Origin of the sequence: Chryseobacterium sp. ERMR1:04 (assembly GCF_001297705.1) — a bacterium.
Taxonomy (GTDB): domain Bacteria; phylum Bacteroidota; class Bacteroidia; order Flavobacteriales; family Weeksellaceae; genus Chryseobacterium.
Genome location: NZ_LIRF01000008.1, coordinates 1,115,378 through 1,134,691, shown reverse-complemented (window position 1 = coordinate 1,134,691; position 19,314 = coordinate 1,115,378). Strand labels below are relative to the sequence as shown.

Genomic DNA, 19,314 nt, shown 5'->3' with positions numbered 1-19,314 from the left:
CAAATCCCATTTCATAATTTTATTAAAAAAGAGAAAAGAACATGTCAGACGAAAGAGTAAGATATAATGATTCTGATTTACAAGAGTTTAAAACGATCATTAAAGAGAAAATAGAGAAAGCAGAAAAAGATTTGCAGCTGATCAGAGAAAGCTTCATCAACGACCAGAATAATGGGACGGATGATACTTCTCCAACATTCAAAGCATTTGAAGAGGGAGCTGAGACACTAAGCAAAGAACAAAACTCTATTTTGGCAGGAAGACAAGAAAAATTCGTGCGCGATCTTAAGAATGCTTTAATCAGAATTGAGAATAAAACATACGGTGTTTGTAGAGTAACAGGAAAGCTGATTCCTAAAGAAAGATTATTAGCCGTTCCTCATGCTACACTAAGCATCGAAGCGAAAAATATGCAGAAATAACCGTAAGGTTTGTAAAATAAATTTGGGTTTATATCGTATTTCATGAAATACTTTATAAACCTAATTTTTAATTTATATCCATGAACGAATTGTTAATTTTAGGGGTCATACTTATGGTCGTGTTATGGTTTTTCAACAGAGTTTGGATCAAAAACAGATTCTTTCCTGAGAAACATACCCACTATACAATTGATGATCAATTTAATTCCGATAAACGCGACAGGGAAAAAGAAATTGACCACCTTTTAAGCAAAATGGGCAAAAATGGAGTCAATGATTTGTCTGCTAAAGACAGAAGAAGGTTAGACGAATTGTCTAAAAAGTAAATATTTAAATAAAATAAAGATGGAGTCTATAATAGTACACACTAAAAATGCAATGGAATTGAATGCGCTGAAAAGTGTTTTAAAAGATATGAACATCGAGTTCGAGAAATTCCATACCAAGATGCATCACAACACTAAGACGATTAAGAAAGTCATTGGTAAGAAAAACGAAAAAATAGGAAAACCTTATAAACCAAAAGGATTGTAATGAAGAAGATTGCACTTATCACTTTTCTTATTTTATTAATTGACCAGGCTTCAAAAATCTATATTAAAACTCATTTCAATCTAGATGACAGCGTTACCGTTTTACCAGGCTTCAAACTTACTTTTGTAGAAAATCCGGGGATGGCTTACGGCCTTCATTTTGGAGGAGTTATTGGTAAATACTTCCTTGTTATTTTAAGAATATTCTTAATAGGAGGAATGGTGTATATGTTCAAAAAGTGGTTACAACAAGGAGCATCCAACTATCTTATTATCCCAATGGCTATCATTTTTGCCGGTGCCATAGGAAATCTTATCGACGGAATGTTTTACGGATTACTTTTCGACAGCGGAACAATATATGATCCTAGTATAGACCGATGGATCGGGTATGGCGGAGTTTCTAAGCTTGTACCGATAGGACAAGGTTACTCTACATTTATGAGAGGTTGTGTGGTTGATATGCTCCATTTCCCTTTGGTAGACTGGAACGTTCCTGAGAGTTTTCCACTAATCGGAGGAAAGCACCTGGAGTTTTTCAAATATATTTTCAATGTTGCAGATTCTGCAATCACCGTTGGTGCGGTTTTATTATTAGTTTTCAGAAAGAAGGCGTTTCCCAATGGCCTTGAATTCTAAAAAGAATTATACAAGATGAATAAAATAATCAAAACTATATTTAAAATATTCCTGCTTCTTATTGTTGCAGGATTTATTTTTATTGCCTGGGCGAATTACAGCATCAAAAAAGAAAGTGATGCGTCCGTATCCTATAATATTGCTGATGTTCCTGAAACAAAAACAGCGTTACTTTTAGGAACAAGCAAAAATTTAAACAGCGGACTTCCCAATGCGTATTTCTACAACAGAATACAAGCCGCAATAGATCTCTATAAAAGCGGAAAGATCAAATACATCATCGTAAGCGGAGACAATAGCACGAAAGATTATAACGAGCCTGAAGATATGCTATTGACCTTAATGAAATACGGAATTCCACAAGACCATATTTTTCTGGATCATGCAGGTTTCAGAACCCTTGATTCTGTGGTAAGAGCTAAAGAAATCTTTGGACAAACGAAGTTGGTTATTATATCACAAAAATTCCACAATGAAAGAGCGGTATTTTTAGCCAAACAAAACGGAATTGAAGCTTTTGGCTACAACGCTAAAGATGTGAATAAATATGCAGGTTTTAAAACCAATATGCGCGAATACCTTGCTAAAGCAAAAGCCTATTGGGATCTTCTGTTGGGAGTTGAACCGAAATTTGGAGGAGAGAAAATTTTAATTCCTTAACTTCTTTCTCATTCTGATTTCGCAGATTATGCTTTTTTTAATGCAAAGATTTAATCTAATAATAATTAATCTCAAGTGAGCAAAGAAGAATCAATAAGTTGATTTGATGAAGCTCTGTTTTCAAGCTTCACGCAGCAAATTTATTTGCCTTTGCCTTCTAAAAATAATAGGTTTGGAAATAAAATCTTTGCGTTTAAATAAAGAAAAACACAATCATCTGTGAAAATCTGTGCAATCAGTGGGAAAATAATTAAATTTGCAATTCATTAATTTTTATAAATAATTTAAACAAATGTCAAGAATTCTTACCGGCATTCAAGCCACCGGAACACCACACCTTGGAAACTTGTTGGGTGCAATTATTCCCGCTGTTGAGCTATCAAAACAGGAAGGAAATGAATCATTTTTATTCATCGCGAATCTTCATTCATTAACGCAGATCAAAGACGCGAAAGAATTGAAACAAAATACCTACGAAATAGCTGCGGCTTGGCTTGCTTGTGGACTAGATACCGAAAAAACATTCTTTTACAGACAGAGTGATATCCCTGAAACCTGTGAACTATCTTGGCATTTATCTTGTTTTTTTCCTTATCAGAGATTAACGTTAGCGCATTCATTTAAAGATAAAGCAGACAGATTACAGGACGTAAACGCAGGTTTGTTTACGTACCCTATCTTGATGGCTGCCGATATTTTATTGTACGATGCTGAAATTGTACCTGTAGGAAAAGATCAGCTTCAACATTTAGAAATCGCCCGTGATGTAGCTTCAAGATTCAACAATCAGATGGGTGAAGTTTTCGTTTTACCTCAATCTGAACTTCAGGAAGACACAAAATATGTTCCCGGACTTGACGGACACAAAATGTCTAAATCAAGAGGAAATATTATCAATATTTTCTTACCTGAAAAGGAATTGAAAAAGCAGATAATGGGCATTGAATCTGACTCAAAATCTTTAGAAGAACCTAAAGATCCGGAAACAGATAAAACATTTGCGATCTATCAACTGGTTGCTACACCTGAACAGACTGAAGAATTAAGAGCTAAATATTTAGCCGGAAATTTCGGTTACGGACATGCTAAAATGGAGCTTTTTAATTTAATACTGACTCGCTTTACCAAAGAAAGAGAATTGTTTAGTTATTACATGAGCAATCTTAATGAACTGGAGGCTAAACTTCAGGAAGGTGCGCAAAAGACGAGAGTCATTGCCACTGAAACAATCAAAAGAGTAAGAGAAAGTTTAGGAATATAATTCAAACTTTTAAAATATAAGAAAGCCTTTCACATTGAAAGGCTTTTGTTTTTTGTCATTTTAATCTGGTATTAATTCTTCGAAAGAACAAAACAATGCATTCCCTCTTTAAATTCATAGGTAATATCTAATCTGGGATATTGTTTTATGATCGTCTTAATGATAGAAAGCCCCAATCCTGTAGATCCCTGATCTGAACCCTGCTTATAAAAACGATTAAAAATCTGAGATTGATCCAAAGGAATTCCGGAACCTGTATTTTGAAATATCAGTTTTTGTTTTTCGGTGATAATATTGATGACTCCATTTTGATTATTATACTTCACCGCATTTTTAAGCAAATTAGACAAAAGAATATTAGCCAAATCGGGATCAAAAACCGCTTCAAAAATTTCTTTTTCTACAACATTGATGTTGATCTTTTTGAACTCAATAAAATCTTCGTAGCTTTTTACTAAATCATTAATTAATACATTAAAATTGACATTAGATATTTTATTAAACTGATTATTTTCAATCTTAGAAAGCATTAACAAAGATTTATTCAATCCTGCCATTCTTCTGAGATCGTTTTTAACATCATTCAAAAAGTTGAGATTTTTCTTATCCAGTTCATCATTCTGAATTGAGAGATCAATTTTATTAATCACGATTGCCAATGGCGTTTGTAATTCGTGAGAAGCATTTTCGATAAACTGTTTCTGCTGATGAAAAACAAGTTCATTACGCTCAATCATTTCATTAATCTCAATATTCAACTCCTCGAATTCTTTTATAGAATAATTTTGAGGCTCATAAGAAGAAGAAACACCAAACTGATATTTTTTAAGCTTATCGAGGATTAAATAAAACGGTCTCATGGCTTTATGAAGCAAAAATCCGTTAACGGCAATAATACTTACGACCAATAACAGATATAAAACAATTAAGGCAGTTGTAAGGTCGTACACCAGCTCATCCTCTTCTACCGTAGATGTTCTGATGGTCAATTGCTGATGTTTTCCAAACTGATCTATAAAATCTGTTTTAAGAACCCGGTAGGGCTGTTCTTCATCATCATATTCCATATAATACATTTTATTATACAGACTATTCTTATCTTTATAGTCGGATGCCGAGATTGGATTTATTTTAAATTCATTAAAACCAAATTCATTATTCTTTAACAGGTTTTCATCAAAATAAACAGCCTTAATAATTTGTATTTTCCTGTTTTTTAACCCATCATCTACATTATCATATACTTCATCTAAAATATAGGCGTAAAACAAAGCAGCCCAAACAGCAATGATCAATAACAAGATCGTGATGAGGTACTTTATGGTGTAATATTTTAGAGAAACTTTCATTAAATAAATTTATAGCCAATCCCATAAACAGCCTGAAAATCAGCTTGTGAATTGAGTGTTTTTAATTTTTTACGGAGATTTTTAATTTGAGAATAAATGAAATCCAGACTGTCTGCCTGATCAATGTAATCTCCCCAAATCGCTTCTGCAAGCATCGTTTTTTGCAACGTCTTTTCCGGGTTTACCACAAAATAGTAGAGAAGATCATATTCTTTACGATTAAGGATCAATTCATTATCATCAATTTTCACAACCCTGCTTTCCGGATCAATATGAATATTTTTATAGCTAATGGTATTTTCGCCATCCTGATTTTTTCGTCTGATGACAGATTTAATTCTTGCCATTAATTCCGCCAGATGAAAAGGCTTGGCAAGATAATCGTCTGCACCAATTTCCAATCCGTTCACTTTATCATCTACAGAATCTTTCGCAGATAGAATAATTACGGGATCTTTTTTATGCATCGCTTTAATTTCCTTCAGAAGATCCATTCCATTTCCGTTGGGCAGCATAATATCCAAAAGAATACAGTCATATTCATAAGAGATGATCTTTTCTAACCCCGATTGATAATCATCAGCATATTCAACAATAAAATGTTCTGCTTCAAGAAAACTTTGCACTACATTTCTTAATTCCGGTTCATCTTCTATAATTAAAATCTTCATATCTGTGCTTCTTGGTTGATAATACTTTTACAGGCCCTATTTAGCCTCTATCAAATATATAAAATTAAAACCTCCTGAAGGCAGGAGGCTTGTGTATGCATTTAAGAATTTGTTTTTATATACTTCCCCTTTGCATCAAAAATAAGGCTTGACCCATTCATCAAATTAATCTTGTATGCATTGTATTTCTCTTCAATAGAAGCAATCCAGCTTCCAGCGTGATTTCTTGTAATATAGCTTAGAATACTTTTTCTAATTGCCTTACCTGTCATTATGTTCCAATTTACCATATCTTTTGTTTGTGTTGTTTGTGTGTGATTTTTATGATTAGTCGTCAATTCGTTTAAAGTTTCCATTTTTGTCAAATTCAAGATCTATTCCATTAGAAAGTTCAGCTTTATAAGACCAGCTTTTTCTTTCTATTTTTACAATATGAGTATTGGGAAAACTCTTAGCAACATAATTTCTTATTGTTGCAGGGATGAAACCATAAGAGACTTTCTGATGTTTACCATCTACTTCTTTCCAGTTTCCTTTGCTGTCGAATTCAACTTTTATTCCGTTTGTCAAAAAAACTTTATATTCATCAACTCCGAAAATTTCATTGTCTTCAATAACAGAACTTGTTGCAATTCCTTTAAAATTAACGGATAGAAAATTCTTAGCGGTTTTTGGTAATTGATTAGCGCTTATCACTCGGTCTTGTCCGTAAACAAAGCCCATCATTAATAAAAGTACTAAAGCCAGCACCACGGTTATTTTATTTCTTTTTTCCATAATTAAATATTGTTTGTTAATTATTATGGAGCAAAGATCTAAATCAAATTAGGAAAGAATTAGGAAAAATTGGAAGTGAATTGAAAATATGAAGAATTTAAATACAAAATTATATCTGATACTTTTTATTCTTCACTTTCTAAAGATTATCCTTGTCAAGATTTTGAATCTTGACAAGGATAACTGTTGTATTAATTAAAAAATTTTACAAGAAATTTTTGATCTGTAAAAGATGGGTGATTGATTTCAACCCTTCTTCCTGTTTGTTCTCTTTGTATACATCAAAGAAAATAACATCAATACCAAAGTTTTGAGATCCTACAACATCAGCGATCCAATCATCTCCTATCAAAATACTTTCTTCTTTTTTAGCATTTGATAAGCCTAAAGAATATTCGAAAATTTCAGGTTTAGGTTTTCTCACGCCTACAGAATCAGCACTGGTAATGGTATGGAAATAATGGGCAATACCCGACAGAATGCATTTTCTTTCTGTTACTTCTTTAAAGCCATTGGAGATGATGTGCAGCGTGTAATTCTTAGATTTTAAGTATTCCAAGATATCTTCTGCTCCTTCTACCAATTCGTTATGATTAAGTATTTTATCTAAAAAATGCTCTTCAAAATACAGAGAAAGCTCTTTATTTTCTACTCCAAAATGTTTGAAAGTATCATAAAAACGGTGCTCTCTCAAATATTCTTTTCCGATGAGTCCGTCTCTTATATCTTCCCACAGTTTTTCGTTGATTTCATGATAAACTGCGTGAAAATCTTCAAAATCAATATTGTATTCTAAAGAGATTTCTTTTGTTTCAAAAAGTCTTTTGATGGTAAGATAAGCGTTCTTACGATGATCCCAAAGCGTATTATCAAGATCAAAAAAAATGTGCTGAATTTTCATACAGCACAAAATTAATACTTTTAATTCTTAGAGATCAGATAATTCTTACTCTTAGTTTTAGCTACATCAATATTTTTAGAAAAATTGAGTAAAAAATCAATAGTTTCTTTCTTAGGTTTCAAAGCTTTCACTTTTAAGGAATCATTTTTTTTCATAGGCGATAAATGTTTTTCCTTAAAACGAGAATTTTTAAGAATTATTATCTCGTTAGGATGATATTATTTTCATCCATGATTTTTCTCAGGTTTATTAGCGCATAACGTACTCTTCCTAACGTGGTATTGATACTCATATCGGTATGATCTGCGATTTCTTTAAAGCTGAGTCCGTCAAAGAATCTAAGCTTAATTACCTCCTGCTGATTAAGAGGTAGAAATTGCAACATTCTTAGTAAATCTTCCTGAATTTGATTGGTTACCAATTGATCTTCAATATTCTCAGAGGGTTCTCTGATAAGATCAAAAATAGAATATTCATCCGTTTCGAAAGTAGTTTCTGAAACTTTAATGTTTTTTGATTTTAATCTGAAATGGTCTATAATAAGATTGTAGGCAATTCTTTTTGCCCAAAGGATGAATTTTCCTTCTTCGTTGTAACGGCCTTCTTTTAGCATTAAGATGATTTTCATGAAAGTATCCTGAAAAACATCATTGGCCAAGTCCTCATCATTAATTTTATAAAAAATGAATGTAAAAAGCTCTCTCTGGTGACGGTGAATAAGCGTTGATAATGCTGATTCGTCTCCTTCCTGGTAAAGGGAAATTAGTAAACTATCCGATTTTGATTTCATAACTCTTCTCAATAATAAAAAAATTTGTAGACAAGCTTACATCTAGATAATTAATCTAGCTTTAGCTGTAAATACAAAACAGTTCTTTGGAGTAAAGTAAAATCAATAGGCGGTACATTATTTATTGGTGTAAATATAATAATTTTTTAATAACTGTTAACCTATTATTAATTTTTTACACGAAAAATTTAAAAAAAATCACTTAAATATGTCATGAATGAACACTGTAGGGATATTTAGTGTAAAATTAACATTCAGACCTTTCATTTCTTTACCGTTTAAATTGCTAATTGGGAAGGCATATCCCCCCGTAAGATCTAAAATTCCGAAAAGAGTTACCCCAATTTTCGGTGCAACGTATTTATTTGTGCCTTCTGCTCCAATAATCAAATAGTAAGAATGATAGAAATCTACATCCTTTTGGAAATTTAATAAAACGTCTGCCTGTAATTTCGGCATTATGGCAAATTCAGAATGCGTAGAGCCCATCAATGCAGAAGCTCCCAGCCTGTAAATAACATCATCATTTTTCAGGAAAAGCAACTTCCCTCCCACTTCTCCAAAACTCTGGTTTTGGTACGTATATCCTACCGTAAGCATCTTATGCATCGTATATTGAGCTTGGGTAAAAATGCTTAGAAAGAATACCGATAGAATGGTTATTGCAACTCGAAAATTCATCATCTTTAAATTATTTAAGTGTAAAATTAAAAAAAACTGCCTTACCTGAAAGATAAAGCAGTAATTTATTATGTTGAGAAAAAATTAAATTCCGAAAGAAGCTTTAATTTCGTCTACTTTGTCTAGTTTCTCCCAAGTAAAGAATTCCAGCCCTGTAAGCGTTAATTCATTCTTGTGACCTTTATTGAAAGTTTTATCAGCTACATAATGCTCTCTTCCCATGTGCCCATAAGAAGCAGTATCCTGATAGATAGGGTTTCTCAATTTTAAGTTTTGCTCAATCGCATAGGGTCTTAAATCGAAAATTGTAGATACTTTTTTAGCAATTTCACCATCGTTGATCGCTACTTTTGAAGTTCCGTAAGTATTGATGTATAAACCACAAGGTTCAGCAACACCAATAGCATAAGAAACCTGTACCAAAACTTCGTCAGCAACACCTGCAGCTACTAAGTTTTTAGCGATGTGTCTTGTTGCATAAGCAGCACTTCTGTCTACTTTTGAAGGATCTTTTCCAGAGAATGCACCACCACCGTGAGCACCTTTTCCACCGTAAGTATCAACGATGATTTTTCTTCCTGTAAGACCTGTATCTCCGTGAGGTCCTCCGATTACGAATTTCCCTGTTGGATTGATGTGATATTTGATCTGATCATTAAATAACGCTTTAATTTCCTCAGTCTGTAAAGCGACTACTCTAGGAATTAAAATATTTTTGATGTCTTCACGAATCTTATTCAACATTTCTTCTTCTGCTGCAAAATCATCATGCTGAGTAGAAACTACAATAGAATCAATTCTTACTGGTTTGTGATCATCAGAATATTCAATTGTTACTTGGCTTTTTGCATCCGGACGAAGATAAACGATATCTTTATTTTCTCTTCTGATCGCAGAAAGTTCTTTCAAAATAGTGTGGGCTAAATCTAATGCCAAAGGCATATAGTTCGCTGTTTCGTTGGTAGCATACCCAAACATCATTCCTTGGTCTCCTGCACCTTGTGCATTTGCCTTCGCTTCGAAAGACTCGTCATTTACAGCTCTGTCAACACCTTGATTAATGTCCGGAGATTGTTCGTGAATTGCAGAAATAACTCCACAAGAATCACCATTAAACATATATTCTCCTTTTGTATATCCAATTCCGTTGATAACTTCTCTTGCAATAGTCTGTACATCTAAATAGGCATCAGACTTTACTTCACCTGCCAATACCACCTGCCCTGTTGTAACAAGAGTTTCACAAGCTACTTTCGAGCTTTTATCGTATGCTAAGAAATGATCGATTAATGCATCAGAGATCTGATCGGCAATTTTATCTGGATGCCCTTCTGAAACTGATTCAGACGTAAATAAATAAGACATATTATTCTGTATTTTTAGATTAAAAAAAATGAAGAAAAACCTGAATAATTGCCAGAAAAGCTCAAAATAGAAATACTGTTTTAGCTTTTTTTTATAGAGGTTGCAATCAGGTCAAATTTTTCCTCGTTCGTAAACGTTGACAAATTTAAGTACTATTTTTTTAATACTCAAAACTTTTGTTTACTAATTATAATTTTCTTTAAATTAATGATTTATCAACCTTTATTAAGAAAAATAAACTATTGTGGTTTTATACTTACGAATTCTTTTGGGCTTTCGTTATAGTTTAGTTTGTCTTTTAAAGATATTCTGATAGAATTAGACAATTCATCAATAATTTTTTGCTTGAAAGTTGGCTTATAATAAATGATGCTTATCTCTCTGTAAGGGAAAGGCTTCTTAAATCTGAACACATTTCCTTTTTGTTCTTCAGAAAGTTGACTCAATGCCAATTCTGGTAAAATACTGATTCCACCAACTTTATCTACCATGTGTACCAAAGTCTGAATATTAGACGCCAAGAAATCTAAATTCTTAGGTTTTAAGGTATTCTCTTTTAGGTGACAGATATTTTCAAATTGGTTTCTCAGGCAGTTTCCTTCTTCAAGCAACCAAACCTTTTCAACATTAAGATCTTCAGGAACAACATAAGAATTTTTCTTATTCGCTTCAGTATTTGAGCTGTAGATCATCAATTCTTCATTAAATAAGAAGTCCTGATAAAATTCATCAGCCGTATCATAAGGAGTGGAAATAATTCCTGCATCCAATTCTCCCGCTTTTAAAGCCTTAATAATACTATCAGTGGTCATTTCTTTTACATTCATCTGAATTTTCGGATTCTCTTCCAAGAATGCAAAAATCTCAGTAGGTAAAATGAAAGACGACACCGTAGGAATGATTCCCAAATTAATGGTTCCTCCTAAAATATTATTTAAAAGATTAGCCTTATTCCTCAATTCATTGACGGATTCTATAATTACCTTTGCCTGATCAATGATCTGAAGTCCTACATCTGTTGTACGAATCGGGTGGGTAGTTCTATCAAAAACCTTTACATCCAGTTCATCCTCAAATTTCTGTATCATTGCACTCAATGTAGGCTGTGTAATGAAGCAAGCTTGAGCTGCTTTTCCAAAGTGTTTATACTTATCTACAGCGATAAGATATTCCAATTGCTGAATGTTCATCTGATTAATATTATCTATTACAAAGATATGATGTTTTTGCAATTAGCAATTAAAAATTCCTGTAATTTTGATAATTAGTACCTTTACATAATAGTATATAAATCGTAAATCAATCATTCAAATCATAACTATATGGATTCTAAAAAATTAACATTAAGCAGCGGTGCTCCTTACTTTGAGCATCAGGATTCTCAGACCGTGGGTCCAAGAGGTCCCGTATTATTACAGGATTTTATCCTTCAGGAAAACCTTGCGCATTTTGTAAGAGAAAGAATTCCTGAAAGAATTGTTCACGCTAAAGGAAGTGGCGCTTATGGAACGTTAACCATAACACATGATATTAGTAAATATACCAAAGCAAAAATATTTTCAAAAGTTGGAAATTCATGCAGAATGTTTGCTCGTTTCTCTACCGTAGGTGGCGAAAAAGGAAGTGCAGATACCGCAAGAGACCCTAGAGGATTTGCCTTAAAATTTTATACAGAAGACGGAAACTGGGATTTAGTTGGAAACAACACACCGGTATTCTTTATTAAGGATGCTAAAAAATTTCCGGATTTCATTCATACCCAAAAAAGAGTTCCTAAAACCAACTTAAAGAGCGCAACCATGATGTGGGATTTTTGGAGTTTAAACCCAGAATCACTTCATCAGGTTTTAATTTTAATGTCTGATAGAGGAACTCCTCACGGATTCAGACATATGCATGGTTTCGGATCTCACACCTTCTCCATGATTAATGCAGATAATGAAAGAGTGTGGGTAAAATTCCATTTTAAAACAAAACAGGGAATTAAAAACTTCACCAATGACGACGCTGTGAAAATGGCGGGAGAAAATCCAGATTTTGCTCAGGAAGATCTTTGCAACGCTATTGATAATGGAGATTTCCCAAAATGGACGATGTATATCCAAGTAATGACAGAAGAGCAGGCAAGAGATTTCAGATGGAATCCTTTTGACATTACTAAAGTTTGGTTCCAGGGAGATTTCCCATTGATTGAAGTGGGTGAAATGGAATTGAATGAAGTTCCTGTGAATTATTTCGCACACGTAGAACAATCTACCTTCTCTCCAAGTAATTTAATTGACGGAATTAGTTTCTCTCCGGACAAAATGCTTCAGGGAAGATTATTTTCTTATCCGGATGCACACCGATACAGAGTTGGCGTAAATGCTCACCAGTTAGAAGTCAACCGTTGTCCTTTTGCCGTTAACAATTACCAAAGAGATGGTTATATGGCAGACTCAAGCCAATATCAGGACCAACCAAATTATCATCCTAACAGTTTTGATGATATTAAGCCAGATTCAGCCTATAAAAATTTCGAATATGAGCTAGACAGCAACCACGTTGCCAGCTACAATAGAAATGAAAACGATGATGATCATTACACTCAGCCAGGCTTGTTGTATACAAAAGCAATGAACAATGAAGACAGAGAACATCTGATTCAAAATATCATCGGAAGCATGAAAGGAATTGATGGTCCAAAGAGAGATGAAATCATAAATAGACAATTATGCCATTTTTTTAGAGCAAATATTGAACTTGGCATGAAAGTAGCATCACAACTAAATGTTAATATTGATGCAAATATGATGAATCATTCAAAATAAACATATTTGAATAATAATTTCAATTTAAAGGAAAAAAAAACAGTATTTTTTCCTTTTTTTTGTAAAAAATTTATAATTTGCACAAATAATATTTTAAAGTGGAAAAATGAGTTACGAAAACATATTATTAACTAAAGAAGATAAATTATCAATAATCACCATAAATAGACCTGAAAGTTTAAATGCTTTAAACGCAAAAACGATTAAAGAAATTAGTTCAGCAATAAACGAACTAAACGAAGATAAATCGTGCAGAGTCATTATTATTACAGGAAGCGGAGAAAAATCTTTCGTAGCTGGAGCTGATATTAAAGAATTTAGTGATTTTGGACAGGAAAAAGCGGAAGAATTAGCCAGAAACGGGCAAAACTTTATTTTTAATACAATAGAAAACTTATCTAAACCAGTGATAGCAGCCGTAAACGGATTTGCTTTAGGTGGAGGTTTAGAGCTTGCCATGGCATGCCACATCAGATACGCATCGGAAAATGCTAAATTGGGTCTTCCAGAAGTTACATTAGGATTAATTCCTGGGTACGGAGGAACACAAAGGCTTCCAAAGCTTGTAGGAAAAGGTATTGCCAATGAAATGATCTTCTCAGCCAAAATGATCCCCGCTCAGAGAGCTAAAGAAATCGGATTGGTAAATGAAGTATATCCTATTGGAGAATTACTAACAAAAACAAAAGAACTAGCAAATGTAATTGCCAACAACTCACCGATGGCAATATCAAAGGCAATACATGCCGTAAACTTATCTGATACGGATAAAGGTTTTGAAACTGAGATCAAATATTTCGGGGAACTTTTTGAACTTGATGATAAAAAAGAGGGAGTTTCTGCTTTTATTGAGAAAAGAAAGCCTAACTTCTAAGAAAATTAATCCAATTATTTCGAAAAAAAACAATGACGCTGTATGAATAAGTTTGATAAAGCTTATCTAAAAATGGCCCTCGAGTGGGCAAACCTTTCCTACTGCAAACGAAAACAAGTAGGAGCTCTTATCGTAAAAGATAGGATGATTATTTCAGATGGGTACAACGGCACTCCTTCGGGATTTGAAAACTGCTGTGAAGATGAAGGGGGAACAACACATTGGTATGTACTGCATGCAGAAGCTAACGCTATATTAAAGTTAGCCTCTTCTACACAATCTGCAAAAGGAGCAACGTTATATTTAACGCTATCCCCTTGCAAAGAATGTAGTAAACTTATTTTACAGGCAGGAATTTCCAGACTTGTGTATATTAATGAATATTCGGACGATGATGGGATATCGTTCTTGAGGAACCATAACATTGAAATAGAACAAATATCGGACTGTGAACTAAAAAAATAAGCACAAACATGACTTGGGATGAAAAAATTAAGGATTTTGAAATATTTCTTCGATTCGAAAGAAATTTTTCAGAAAACACGCTCGACGCCTACGTTCGGGACATTAAAAAACTAAAAGAATACGCAGTAGTGGATCTGGAAAATATCGGTCCGGGTTCTATAGCGTATGAAAATCTGCAAGAATACATCTTTAATCTTTCTAAACAGAAATTCAGCGAAAGATCACAAGCAAGATGGATATCTTCTATAAAAGCTTTCTTCAAATTTTTACTTGAAGATGAGTTTCGTGAAGATAATCCGGCAGCTTTGCTCGAGGGTCCCAAGTTGGGATTATATTTGCCTGATACCTTAAGCCTACCTGATATCAATAAAATTATCAGCGCTATAGAAGTATCATCAGATCTTGGAAAGAGAAACCAGTGTATTATTGAAGTATTGTACGGATGCGGCCTTCGCGTTTCGGAACTTATTGATCTGAAGATTTCAAACATTAATTTTGTAGAAAATTATATCAAAGTGAATGGAAAGGGAAATAAAACCCGTTTCGTTCCATTAGCAGATTATACTGCAGATTTGTTACAAAACTATATTCAGGAAACACGCTCAAAAAGCAAGATCAATAAAAAGTACGAAGACTCACTATTTCTGAACAGCAGAGGTACCTCTATGTCTAGAGTAATTGTATTCTTAATTATAAAAGAACTTACCGATAAAGCAGGTGTAAGCAAGAAAATATCTCCACACACGTTTAGACATTCTTTTGCTACCCATTTATTACAAAACGGTGCAGATCTACGTTATATACAGGAAATGCTGGGGCATTCAAGTATTACAACAACAGAGATCTATACTCACTTAAAAACTGAAGAACTTCGCGATGTGATCTTAACCTATCACCCGAGAAATAGTAATATTGCGTAATGAAACTATTGAAATATTGCCCAAGCTGTGGCAAAGAAACTCTACAGTGGGACGGCGAAAAGAAATGGAGCTGCCCAAATTGTGATTTCAGACTCTACAATAACGTTGCCGGCGCTGTAGCCGTAGTAATAAGATGTGGTGATGAAATTTACCTTACCCGAAGAAATCAGGAGCCTAAAAAAGGAAAACTAGATTTAGCCGGAGGTTTTGTAGATCCCAAAGAAAGCGCAGAAGAAGCTTGTAAAAGAGAGCTTTTCGAGGAACTTCAGCTTGATATCAATATTTCAAACTTAAAGTACGTAACGAGTCTTCCAAACGTTTATCAATACAAAGAAATTGATTATAATACAATTGATTTATTTTATGAATATACTGTTTCGGAAAAATTTGAAGTGAATATTGAGTTATCTGAGATCTCAGAGACCCAATGGATTCCTTTAAATAAAATCAACCTCGATGATATCGCTTTTGATTCTCAGAAGATATTTTTTGAAAGGTATTTAAAGAAAATATAATTCTTTATCAATATATCTCTCGCAGATTTTACAGGTTATGCAGATTTTTAAATATAATCATCCGCTAATTTGTAAGATCTGCGAGAGTTTTTTTATTTGCTAGTAAGACTTATTCTTAAGCATTTCTTCAAAGTAATTAGACAATAGCTTTCTTTCTGCTTCAGATAAATTAGCCTCTTTATGATAAACAATATATCCTGGCAAAGGCATCATTTTATTTTGAACGGTTTCTGCAGCTCTGCTCAGCATATTCTCTTTCAACTCCTTATTGTAAGTACCCCAAATAGAAAAATTAAGACGTTCTCTACCGTCATTAACATGGCTTTTTACAGACCATGAAATAGGTGCGATAAAAGCATACTTCGGATATACTGTTTCATTAGAATGACAGTCATAGCAAGCCCCTTTTATCAATCCTCTGATCTTTTCCGGGGTATTCTTAGCCTCCACGAAATTTACAGCATGATCTACGGGTTTATTCACTCTGTCGATTGGAATAAACTGGATCATCGCAAAAGCTACCAACGTCCAAAACACAATTTTTTTTGCAGTCTTCATAATTTTCTTACTTCACAGGAGTTAAAATAGCCCCTCCAGATTTCAACTCACGATTATTTGCATCTTGTTTTACCGGTTTATCCTTATTTTCATTCGGAACTACCGTTTTAGAAGGTGTAGAAGTTTTAGGGCTGTCTAATGTTCTGGTATCTTTTAAATCCCAAGTTTCATTAGTATCCCACAACGGTCTTATAAGAGCAACTTTATAATAGACATAAGAATCTTCAGCAAAAACCTCATTGAGGAAGTCTGATTCGTCCCAATATTTATTGTCATTATTATCTACCAATATCCTTACGATATACTCAGCAGGCTTCAGGATTGCAAATTTTATTTCGTCTCCTTTGGTATATTTTTGATAAACAACCTTTTCTGATGAGTCTAGCAACTGAATCCAATAGTTGGAGGCAGGAGCATTTTCTAATTTAAATGTCAGGCTACCGTAATTCTCAGGTTTATCTGCTTCAAAATCGAAACGTTTTGACTCCGACGTTTTAGCGTAGAATGAAGAAACCGTAGTCTTAGGAACCGTTAACTGGTATTTTTTCCCAATAATAAAATCTGATTTTATTAAAATCTGATACGGATTTGTTTCAGAAATCTGAGCCGTAAAATCCTGAGTCGTTAAACTATCACTTTTTAACACCCATTTTTCAGGGTTTATTTTATCGATGATATAATTTGAGGTAATCTTGAAATCAGTTTTCGGGGGTAACATTCCACCTCCATTATCACTACTGATCTCCATAGCACTTTTCGCATTGTATTTATAGAACAATGAGGCATTATAAAGCGTATCCTTTTTCTGGTCAGCATTATACCCAAACTTTAAGTTCTCTGTTGCAGTTTGTCCAACATCACTTTTTACCGCATCAAACCAAACTCTCACGGTATCAGATTTTGGAGTATGAGTAATCTTGTAATCTTTAATTTTTTCGCTCAAAGGCTTAACTTTCACTTCACTAGGATGCCCTTCAAATGTCATCATCACTCCGCCCGGCATTTCTTTCATCTCAACATATTTCAATGCTTTTTTAGAAGGATATACTTTTAAATTCAACCCTGAAATAGATTTTTCAACATCTACAGGTTCTTTTTGAAAACCAACCTTTTCTTTTCCAGGATCATACATTGAATTTCCGTTTTCATCTTCGAAAGCAATAATCTTATATTTTCCGGGTGACAGATAATTCAGTTCATAATACCCATCGGCATCTACTTTCGTGATGTAGTAAGGTTTCTGTTTATAGTTAATGGTATCTTTTACTTGATACAGCCCAACAACCAGCTTATTTTCGGTCCCTGAGGCTTGCTTTTTGATAGCTAATGCATCTTTTACTTCACCACTGATATACAGATCATCTAATTTATCTCCTGTAGAAAAAGCAAAATTGAAATAACGCAGAATATTCGCTTCGTTGTTATCTACAATAGAGTTTCCGAAGTTGAAATTATATGTTGTATTGGCCTTCAAAGTATCCGTCCATTGGATCAAAATAAATTTATTGGCAATATTTGAAGGTAAAATACGCTTGATATTTTTAATAGGCGGAGAAATAATCAGGTTTTTATTGATGTCTTTCAACGTAATATATTCATCAAAATCAAGACGCAGTTCGCGAATATCTCTTTTAACATTGATCCTTGTTGAATCAATATTTGAGCTTAAAAATTTCGGTGCTAAAGAATCTTTAGGTCCACCAACCGGAGAGCCTACCCTTGCACACGACTGCACAAGAAAACCTATAATAAATAAGAGAAGAAGTCTTTTCATGAATATGTTTAAGCAAAAGTAAACATTATTCTGGAACATCCTGCCCGCCATTTAAAGAATCTTTATTGTCATTCATGATGCTGTGAAGCTTATCTTTCTGTACAGGGAAATCTTCAAACAAACCTGATAAAGCAAGCGCCGTATAGACTTTGTTTGAATACTTATTTCCAATGGCAACAATAGTTACTTTTGATTTTAGTAAATGGGCAAAAACAGAGTTTGTTCCGTGCCACCATCCGTTATGATACGTTAGTTTTTCTCCGTTATCAAAAATCTTCATTCTGAATCCTAGCCCATAATTGTTCATTCCTACTTTTTCATTGCTGTAAGGAGAGAACACCATATCCATCAGTTCCGGTTTTAGGAATTTTTTTGAGAACATTGCTTTTGAGAAATTATATAAATCTCTTGGCGTTGTATACACATTTTTATCTCCGTAAATAAGATCTAATCTATCTAAAGGATATAGTTTATTGGTGTAATAAAAAGATTGTGAAGCTGTAGGAATATCTTTTTCCTGAAAGATATAGGTATTATTCATTTTCAATGGTGTAAAAACCATTTCTTTCATCGCTTGAGGAAAAGGCGTTTTTGTTATTTTCTCTATCAACAGAGCCAACAATGCAAAATTGGTATTACAATACATGAAACCTGTGTCTGTATCTCTTGCCAGATCAGGTTTGTATTTAATAATCATATCCAATACATCCTGGTTGGTAATATAGGGTTTTGAAAGTTCTGGCGCTGCAGGTGGAATTTTAGTAATAAAATATTCATACTTTGGAAGACCACTTCTTTGATCCAATAAAGTCTGTACCGTTACATTCGGATAAGGAAATCCTGGAAAAAATTGAGTTAAATGATCCGAAAATTTTATTTTTCCCGCTTCTATCAATTTCATCATCGCCATCGCCGTTAAAGTTTTTGAAACTGAAGCTACATGCAAAGGTGTATTTTTATCAATTGGCATTTGGCCTCCTGCTCTTCCGAAACCTCTGTAATTTTCATAAATGATATCATCGCCTTTGGCCACTAATATTCCACCACTTAGATCACTCGCTTCCCAAACTTTTTTATAATACTGATCGATATAACGAACAAGAGAAGCTTTGTTAGGAAGCTGCCCGTCGCCTTTTGTGAAAACATCAGCCAAATCTACACTTCCATAATTAGGAAGGTTGGTGGTATTTTCAGTTACAGATTCTTTGGATTCGGATTTTTTTTTACAAGAAAAAATTAGTAAAAAAACGGATAAAACAAGGACAAAATTACGCTTCTTCATGAGTTTCAAAAATGAGCGGGCAATTTAATAAAACTCAAAATAAATATTGAATTCTTATTACATATTA

Annotated in this window: 24 protein-coding genes; 11 read left to right on the top strand and 13 right to left on the bottom strand. The window is 33.6% G+C overall.

Annotated features, from left to right (window positions below; translation table 11 throughout):
• Nucleotides 1-41 precede the first annotated feature (41 nt).
• The 6 genes from AMQ68_RS22425 to trpS all read left to right on the top strand — a co-directional run bounded on the left by AMQ68_RS22425 (nt 42) and on the right by trpS (nt 3,515).
• Nucleotides 42-422, top strand: a complete 381-nt coding sequence (locus AMQ68_RS22425) for a TraR/DksA C4-type zinc finger protein (protein ID WP_054512792.1) — start codon at nt 42-44, stop codon at nt 420-422.
• 80 nt (nt 423-502) lie between these two features.
• The gene (locus AMQ68_RS22420; RefSeq protein WP_054512791.1) at nt 503-748 is read left to right on the top strand and encodes a DUF6576 domain-containing protein; all 246 of its coding nucleotides are present in this window, start codon (nt 503-505) and stop codon (nt 746-748) included.
• Nucleotides 749-767: 19 nt separating this feature from the next.
• The gene (locus tag AMQ68_RS22415; protein ID WP_054512790.1) at nt 768-956 is read left to right on the top strand and encodes a hypothetical protein; all 189 of its coding nucleotides are present in this window, start codon (nt 768-770) and stop codon (nt 954-956) included.
• Nucleotides 956-1,594, top strand: a complete 639-nt coding sequence (locus AMQ68_RS22410) for a lipoprotein signal peptidase (RefSeq protein ID WP_054512789.1) — start codon at nt 956-958, stop codon at nt 1,592-1,594. The genes AMQ68_RS22415 and AMQ68_RS22410 overlap by 1 nt, the downstream gene beginning before the upstream one ends.
• Nucleotides 1,595-1,609: 15 nt before the next feature.
• Nucleotides 1,610-2,254, top strand: coding sequence for a vancomycin high temperature exclusion protein (locus AMQ68_RS22405; protein ID WP_054512788.1), 645 nt, complete (start codon nt 1,610-1,612; stop codon nt 2,252-2,254).
• 292 nt (nt 2,255-2,546) lie between these two features.
• Entirely contained in the window at nt 2,547-3,515 is a 969-nt protein-coding gene (gene trpS / locus AMQ68_RS22400; RefSeq protein WP_054512787.1) for a tryptophan--tRNA ligase, read from the top strand.
• A 71-nt stretch (nt 3,516-3,586) separates the two neighbouring features.
• On the opposite strand, the gene AMQ68_RS22395 is transcribed toward trpS, so the two are convergent.
• The 10 genes from AMQ68_RS22395 to AMQ68_RS22355 form a co-directional block, all read right to left on the bottom strand.
• A complete protein-coding gene (locus AMQ68_RS22395) occupies nt 3,587-4,864 on the bottom strand; it encodes a HAMP domain-containing sensor histidine kinase (RefSeq protein ID WP_054512786.1) in 1,278 nt (425 codons plus the stop codon).
• Nucleotides 4,864-5,535 (bottom strand): response regulator transcription factor, encoded by a 672-nt coding sequence (locus AMQ68_RS22390; RefSeq protein WP_054512785.1) that lies wholly within the window; start codon nt 5,533-5,535, stop codon nt 4,864-4,866. Before AMQ68_RS22390 ends, AMQ68_RS22395 begins: the two co-directional genes overlap by 1 nt.
• Nucleotides 5,536-5,636: 101 nt before the next feature.
• Nucleotides 5,637-5,807 (bottom strand): hypothetical protein, encoded by a 171-nt coding sequence (locus AMQ68_RS25405; protein WP_160318009.1) that lies wholly within the window; start codon nt 5,805-5,807, stop codon nt 5,637-5,639.
• A gap of 55 nt (nt 5,808-5,862) precedes the next feature.
• A complete protein-coding gene (locus AMQ68_RS22380) occupies nt 5,863-6,312 on the bottom strand; it encodes a PepSY-like domain-containing protein (protein WP_054512783.1) in 450 nt (149 codons plus the stop codon).
• A 205-nt stretch (nt 6,313-6,517) separates the two neighbouring features.
• Nucleotides 6,518-7,213 carry a YjjG family noncanonical pyrimidine nucleotidase gene (locus AMQ68_RS22375; RefSeq protein WP_054512782.1) on the bottom strand — a complete coding sequence of 232 codons (696 nt, stop codon included), beginning with the start codon at nt 7,211-7,213 and terminating at the stop codon, nt 6,518-6,520.
• Nucleotides 7,214-7,233: 20 nt separating this feature from the next.
• Nucleotides 7,234-7,368: a hypothetical protein gene (locus AMQ68_RS25855; RefSeq protein ID WP_262483922.1), complete on the bottom strand. Its 135-nt coding sequence runs from the start codon at nt 7,366-7,368 to the stop codon at nt 7,234-7,236.
• Between the two features lie 44 nt (nt 7,369-7,412).
• Nucleotides 7,413-8,003, bottom strand: a complete 591-nt coding sequence (locus AMQ68_RS22370) for an RNA polymerase sigma factor (RefSeq protein ID WP_054512781.1) — start codon at nt 8,001-8,003, stop codon at nt 7,413-7,415.
• A gap of 198 nt (nt 8,004-8,201) precedes the next feature.
• A complete protein-coding gene (locus AMQ68_RS22365) occupies nt 8,202-8,687 on the bottom strand; it encodes a hypothetical protein (protein ID WP_054512780.1) in 486 nt (161 codons plus the stop codon).
• Between the two features lie 81 nt (nt 8,688-8,768).
• Nucleotides 8,769-10,049: a methionine adenosyltransferase gene (metK, locus tag AMQ68_RS22360; protein WP_054512779.1), complete on the bottom strand. Its 1,281-nt coding sequence runs from the start codon at nt 10,047-10,049 to the stop codon at nt 8,769-8,771.
• 239 nt (nt 10,050-10,288) lie between these two features.
• The gene (locus AMQ68_RS22355) at nt 10,289-11,239 is read right to left on the bottom strand and encodes a LysR substrate-binding domain-containing protein (RefSeq protein ID WP_054512778.1); all 951 of its coding nucleotides are present in this window, start codon (nt 11,237-11,239) and stop codon (nt 10,289-10,291) included.
• 132 nt (nt 11,240-11,371) lie between these two features.
• Here AMQ68_RS22355 and AMQ68_RS22350 point away from each other — a divergent pair, with 132 nt between their 5' ends.
• The 5 genes from AMQ68_RS22350 (at nt 11,372) to AMQ68_RS22330 (ending at nt 15,633) form a co-directional block, all read left to right on the top strand.
• Entirely contained in the window at nt 11,372-12,859 is a 1,488-nt protein-coding gene (locus AMQ68_RS22350; RefSeq protein ID WP_054512777.1) for a catalase, read from the top strand.
• A gap of 106 nt (nt 12,860-12,965) precedes the next feature.
• Nucleotides 12,966-13,733: an enoyl-CoA hydratase/isomerase family protein gene (locus AMQ68_RS22345; RefSeq protein ID WP_054512776.1), complete on the top strand. Its 768-nt coding sequence runs from the start codon at nt 12,966-12,968 to the stop codon at nt 13,731-13,733.
• A gap of 42 nt (nt 13,734-13,775) precedes the next feature.
• Nucleotides 13,776-14,198 (top strand): dCMP deaminase family protein, encoded by a 423-nt coding sequence (locus AMQ68_RS22340; RefSeq protein ID WP_054512775.1) that lies wholly within the window; start codon nt 13,776-13,778, stop codon nt 14,196-14,198.
• A gap of 8 nt (nt 14,199-14,206) precedes the next feature.
• Complete coding sequence (xerD, locus tag AMQ68_RS22335; protein ID WP_054512774.1) at nt 14,207-15,118, top strand: site-specific tyrosine recombinase XerD; 912 nt, start codon at nt 14,207-14,209, stop codon at nt 15,116-15,118.
• Nucleotides 15,118-15,633, top strand: a complete 516-nt coding sequence (locus AMQ68_RS22330) for an NUDIX domain-containing protein (RefSeq protein ID WP_054512773.1) — start codon at nt 15,118-15,120, stop codon at nt 15,631-15,633. Before xerD ends, AMQ68_RS22330 begins: the two co-directional genes overlap by 1 nt.
• Before the next feature lie 99 nt (nt 15,634-15,732).
• Here AMQ68_RS22330 and AMQ68_RS22325 read toward each other — a convergent pair whose 3' ends face one another.
• From AMQ68_RS22325 to AMQ68_RS22315, 3 genes are read right to left on the bottom strand one after another with little or no spacing between them, the layout of a single operon-like run.
• Nucleotides 15,733-16,191 (bottom strand): heme-binding domain-containing protein, encoded by a 459-nt coding sequence (locus AMQ68_RS22325; protein ID WP_054512772.1) that lies wholly within the window; start codon nt 16,189-16,191, stop codon nt 15,733-15,735.
• Nucleotides 16,192-16,198: 7 nt separating this feature from the next.
• Nucleotides 16,199-17,965, bottom strand: a complete 1,767-nt coding sequence (locus AMQ68_RS22320) for an Ig-like domain-containing protein (protein WP_054512771.1) — start codon at nt 17,963-17,965, stop codon at nt 16,199-16,201.
• 25 nt (nt 17,966-17,990) lie between these two features.
• Complete coding sequence (locus AMQ68_RS22315) at nt 17,991-19,247, bottom strand: serine hydrolase (protein ID WP_054512770.1); 1,257 nt, start codon at nt 19,245-19,247, stop codon at nt 17,991-17,993.
• Nucleotides 19,248-19,314 lie beyond the last annotated feature (67 nt).

Coding starts and splice junctions, on each gene's coding strand:
- xerD (WP_054512774.1), top strand. CDS start 14,207: ATGACTTGGGATGAAAAAATTAAGGATTTTGAAATATTTCTTCGATTC.
- AMQ68_RS22340 (WP_054512775.1), top strand. CDS start 13,776: ATGAATAAGTTTGATAAAGCTTATCTAAAAATGGCCCTCGAGTGGGCA.
- AMQ68_RS22420 (WP_054512791.1), top strand. CDS start 503: ATGAACGAATTGTTAATTTTAGGGGTCATACTTATGGTCGTGTTATGG.
- AMQ68_RS25405 (WP_160318009.1), bottom strand. CDS start 5,807: ATGACAGGTAAGGCAATTAGAAAAAGTATTCTAAGCTATATTACAAGA.
- AMQ68_RS22375 (WP_054512782.1), bottom strand. CDS start 7,213: ATGAAAATTCAGCACATTTTTTTTGATCTTGATAATACGCTTTGGGAT.
- AMQ68_RS22415 (WP_054512790.1), top strand. CDS start 768: ATGGAGTCTATAATAGTACACACTAAAAATGCAATGGAATTGAATGCG.
- AMQ68_RS22410 (WP_054512789.1), top strand. CDS start 956: ATGAAGAAGATTGCACTTATCACTTTTCTTATTTTATTAATTGACCAG.
- AMQ68_RS22320 (WP_054512771.1), bottom strand. CDS start 17,965: ATGAAAAGACTTCTTCTCTTATTTATTATAGGTTTTCTTGTGCAGTCG.
- AMQ68_RS22380 (WP_054512783.1), bottom strand. CDS start 6,312: ATGGAAAAAAGAAATAAAATAACCGTGGTGCTGGCTTTAGTACTTTTA.
- metK (WP_054512779.1), bottom strand. CDS start 10,049: ATGTCTTATTTATTTACGTCTGAATCAGTTTCAGAAGGGCATCCAGAT.
- AMQ68_RS22365 (WP_054512780.1), bottom strand. CDS start 8,687: ATGATGAATTTTCGAGTTGCAATAACCATTCTATCGGTATTCTTTCTA.
- AMQ68_RS22315 (WP_054512770.1), bottom strand. CDS start 19,247: ATGAAGAAGCGTAATTTTGTCCTTGTTTTATCCGTTTTTTTACTAATT.
- AMQ68_RS22395 (WP_054512786.1), bottom strand. CDS start 4,864: ATGAAAGTTTCTCTAAAATATTACACCATAAAGTACCTCATCACGATC.
- AMQ68_RS22330 (WP_054512773.1), top strand. CDS start 15,118: ATGAAACTATTGAAATATTGCCCAAGCTGTGGCAAAGAAACTCTACAG.
- AMQ68_RS25855 (WP_262483922.1), bottom strand. CDS start 7,368: ATGAAAAAAAATGATTCCTTAAAAGTGAAAGCTTTGAAACCTAAGAAA.
- AMQ68_RS22405 (WP_054512788.1), top strand. CDS start 1,610: ATGAATAAAATAATCAAAACTATATTTAAAATATTCCTGCTTCTTATT.
- AMQ68_RS22355 (WP_054512778.1), bottom strand. CDS start 11,239: ATGAACATTCAGCAATTGGAATATCTTATCGCTGTAGATAAGTATAAA.
- AMQ68_RS22370 (WP_054512781.1), bottom strand. CDS start 8,003: ATGAAATCAAAATCGGATAGTTTACTAATTTCCCTTTACCAGGAAGGA.
- AMQ68_RS22345 (WP_054512776.1), top strand. CDS start 12,966: ATGAGTTACGAAAACATATTATTAACTAAAGAAGATAAATTATCAATA.
- AMQ68_RS22390 (WP_054512785.1), bottom strand. CDS start 5,535: ATGAAGATTTTAATTATAGAAGATGAACCGGAATTAAGAAATGTAGTG.
- AMQ68_RS22350 (WP_054512777.1), top strand. CDS start 11,372: ATGGATTCTAAAAAATTAACATTAAGCAGCGGTGCTCCTTACTTTGAG.
- AMQ68_RS22325 (WP_054512772.1), bottom strand. CDS start 16,191: ATGAAGACTGCAAAAAAAATTGTGTTTTGGACGTTGGTAGCTTTTGCG.
- trpS (WP_054512787.1), top strand. CDS start 2,547: ATGTCAAGAATTCTTACCGGCATTCAAGCCACCGGAACACCACACCTT.
- AMQ68_RS22425 (WP_054512792.1), top strand. CDS start 42: ATGTCAGACGAAAGAGTAAGATATAATGATTCTGATTTACAAGAGTTT.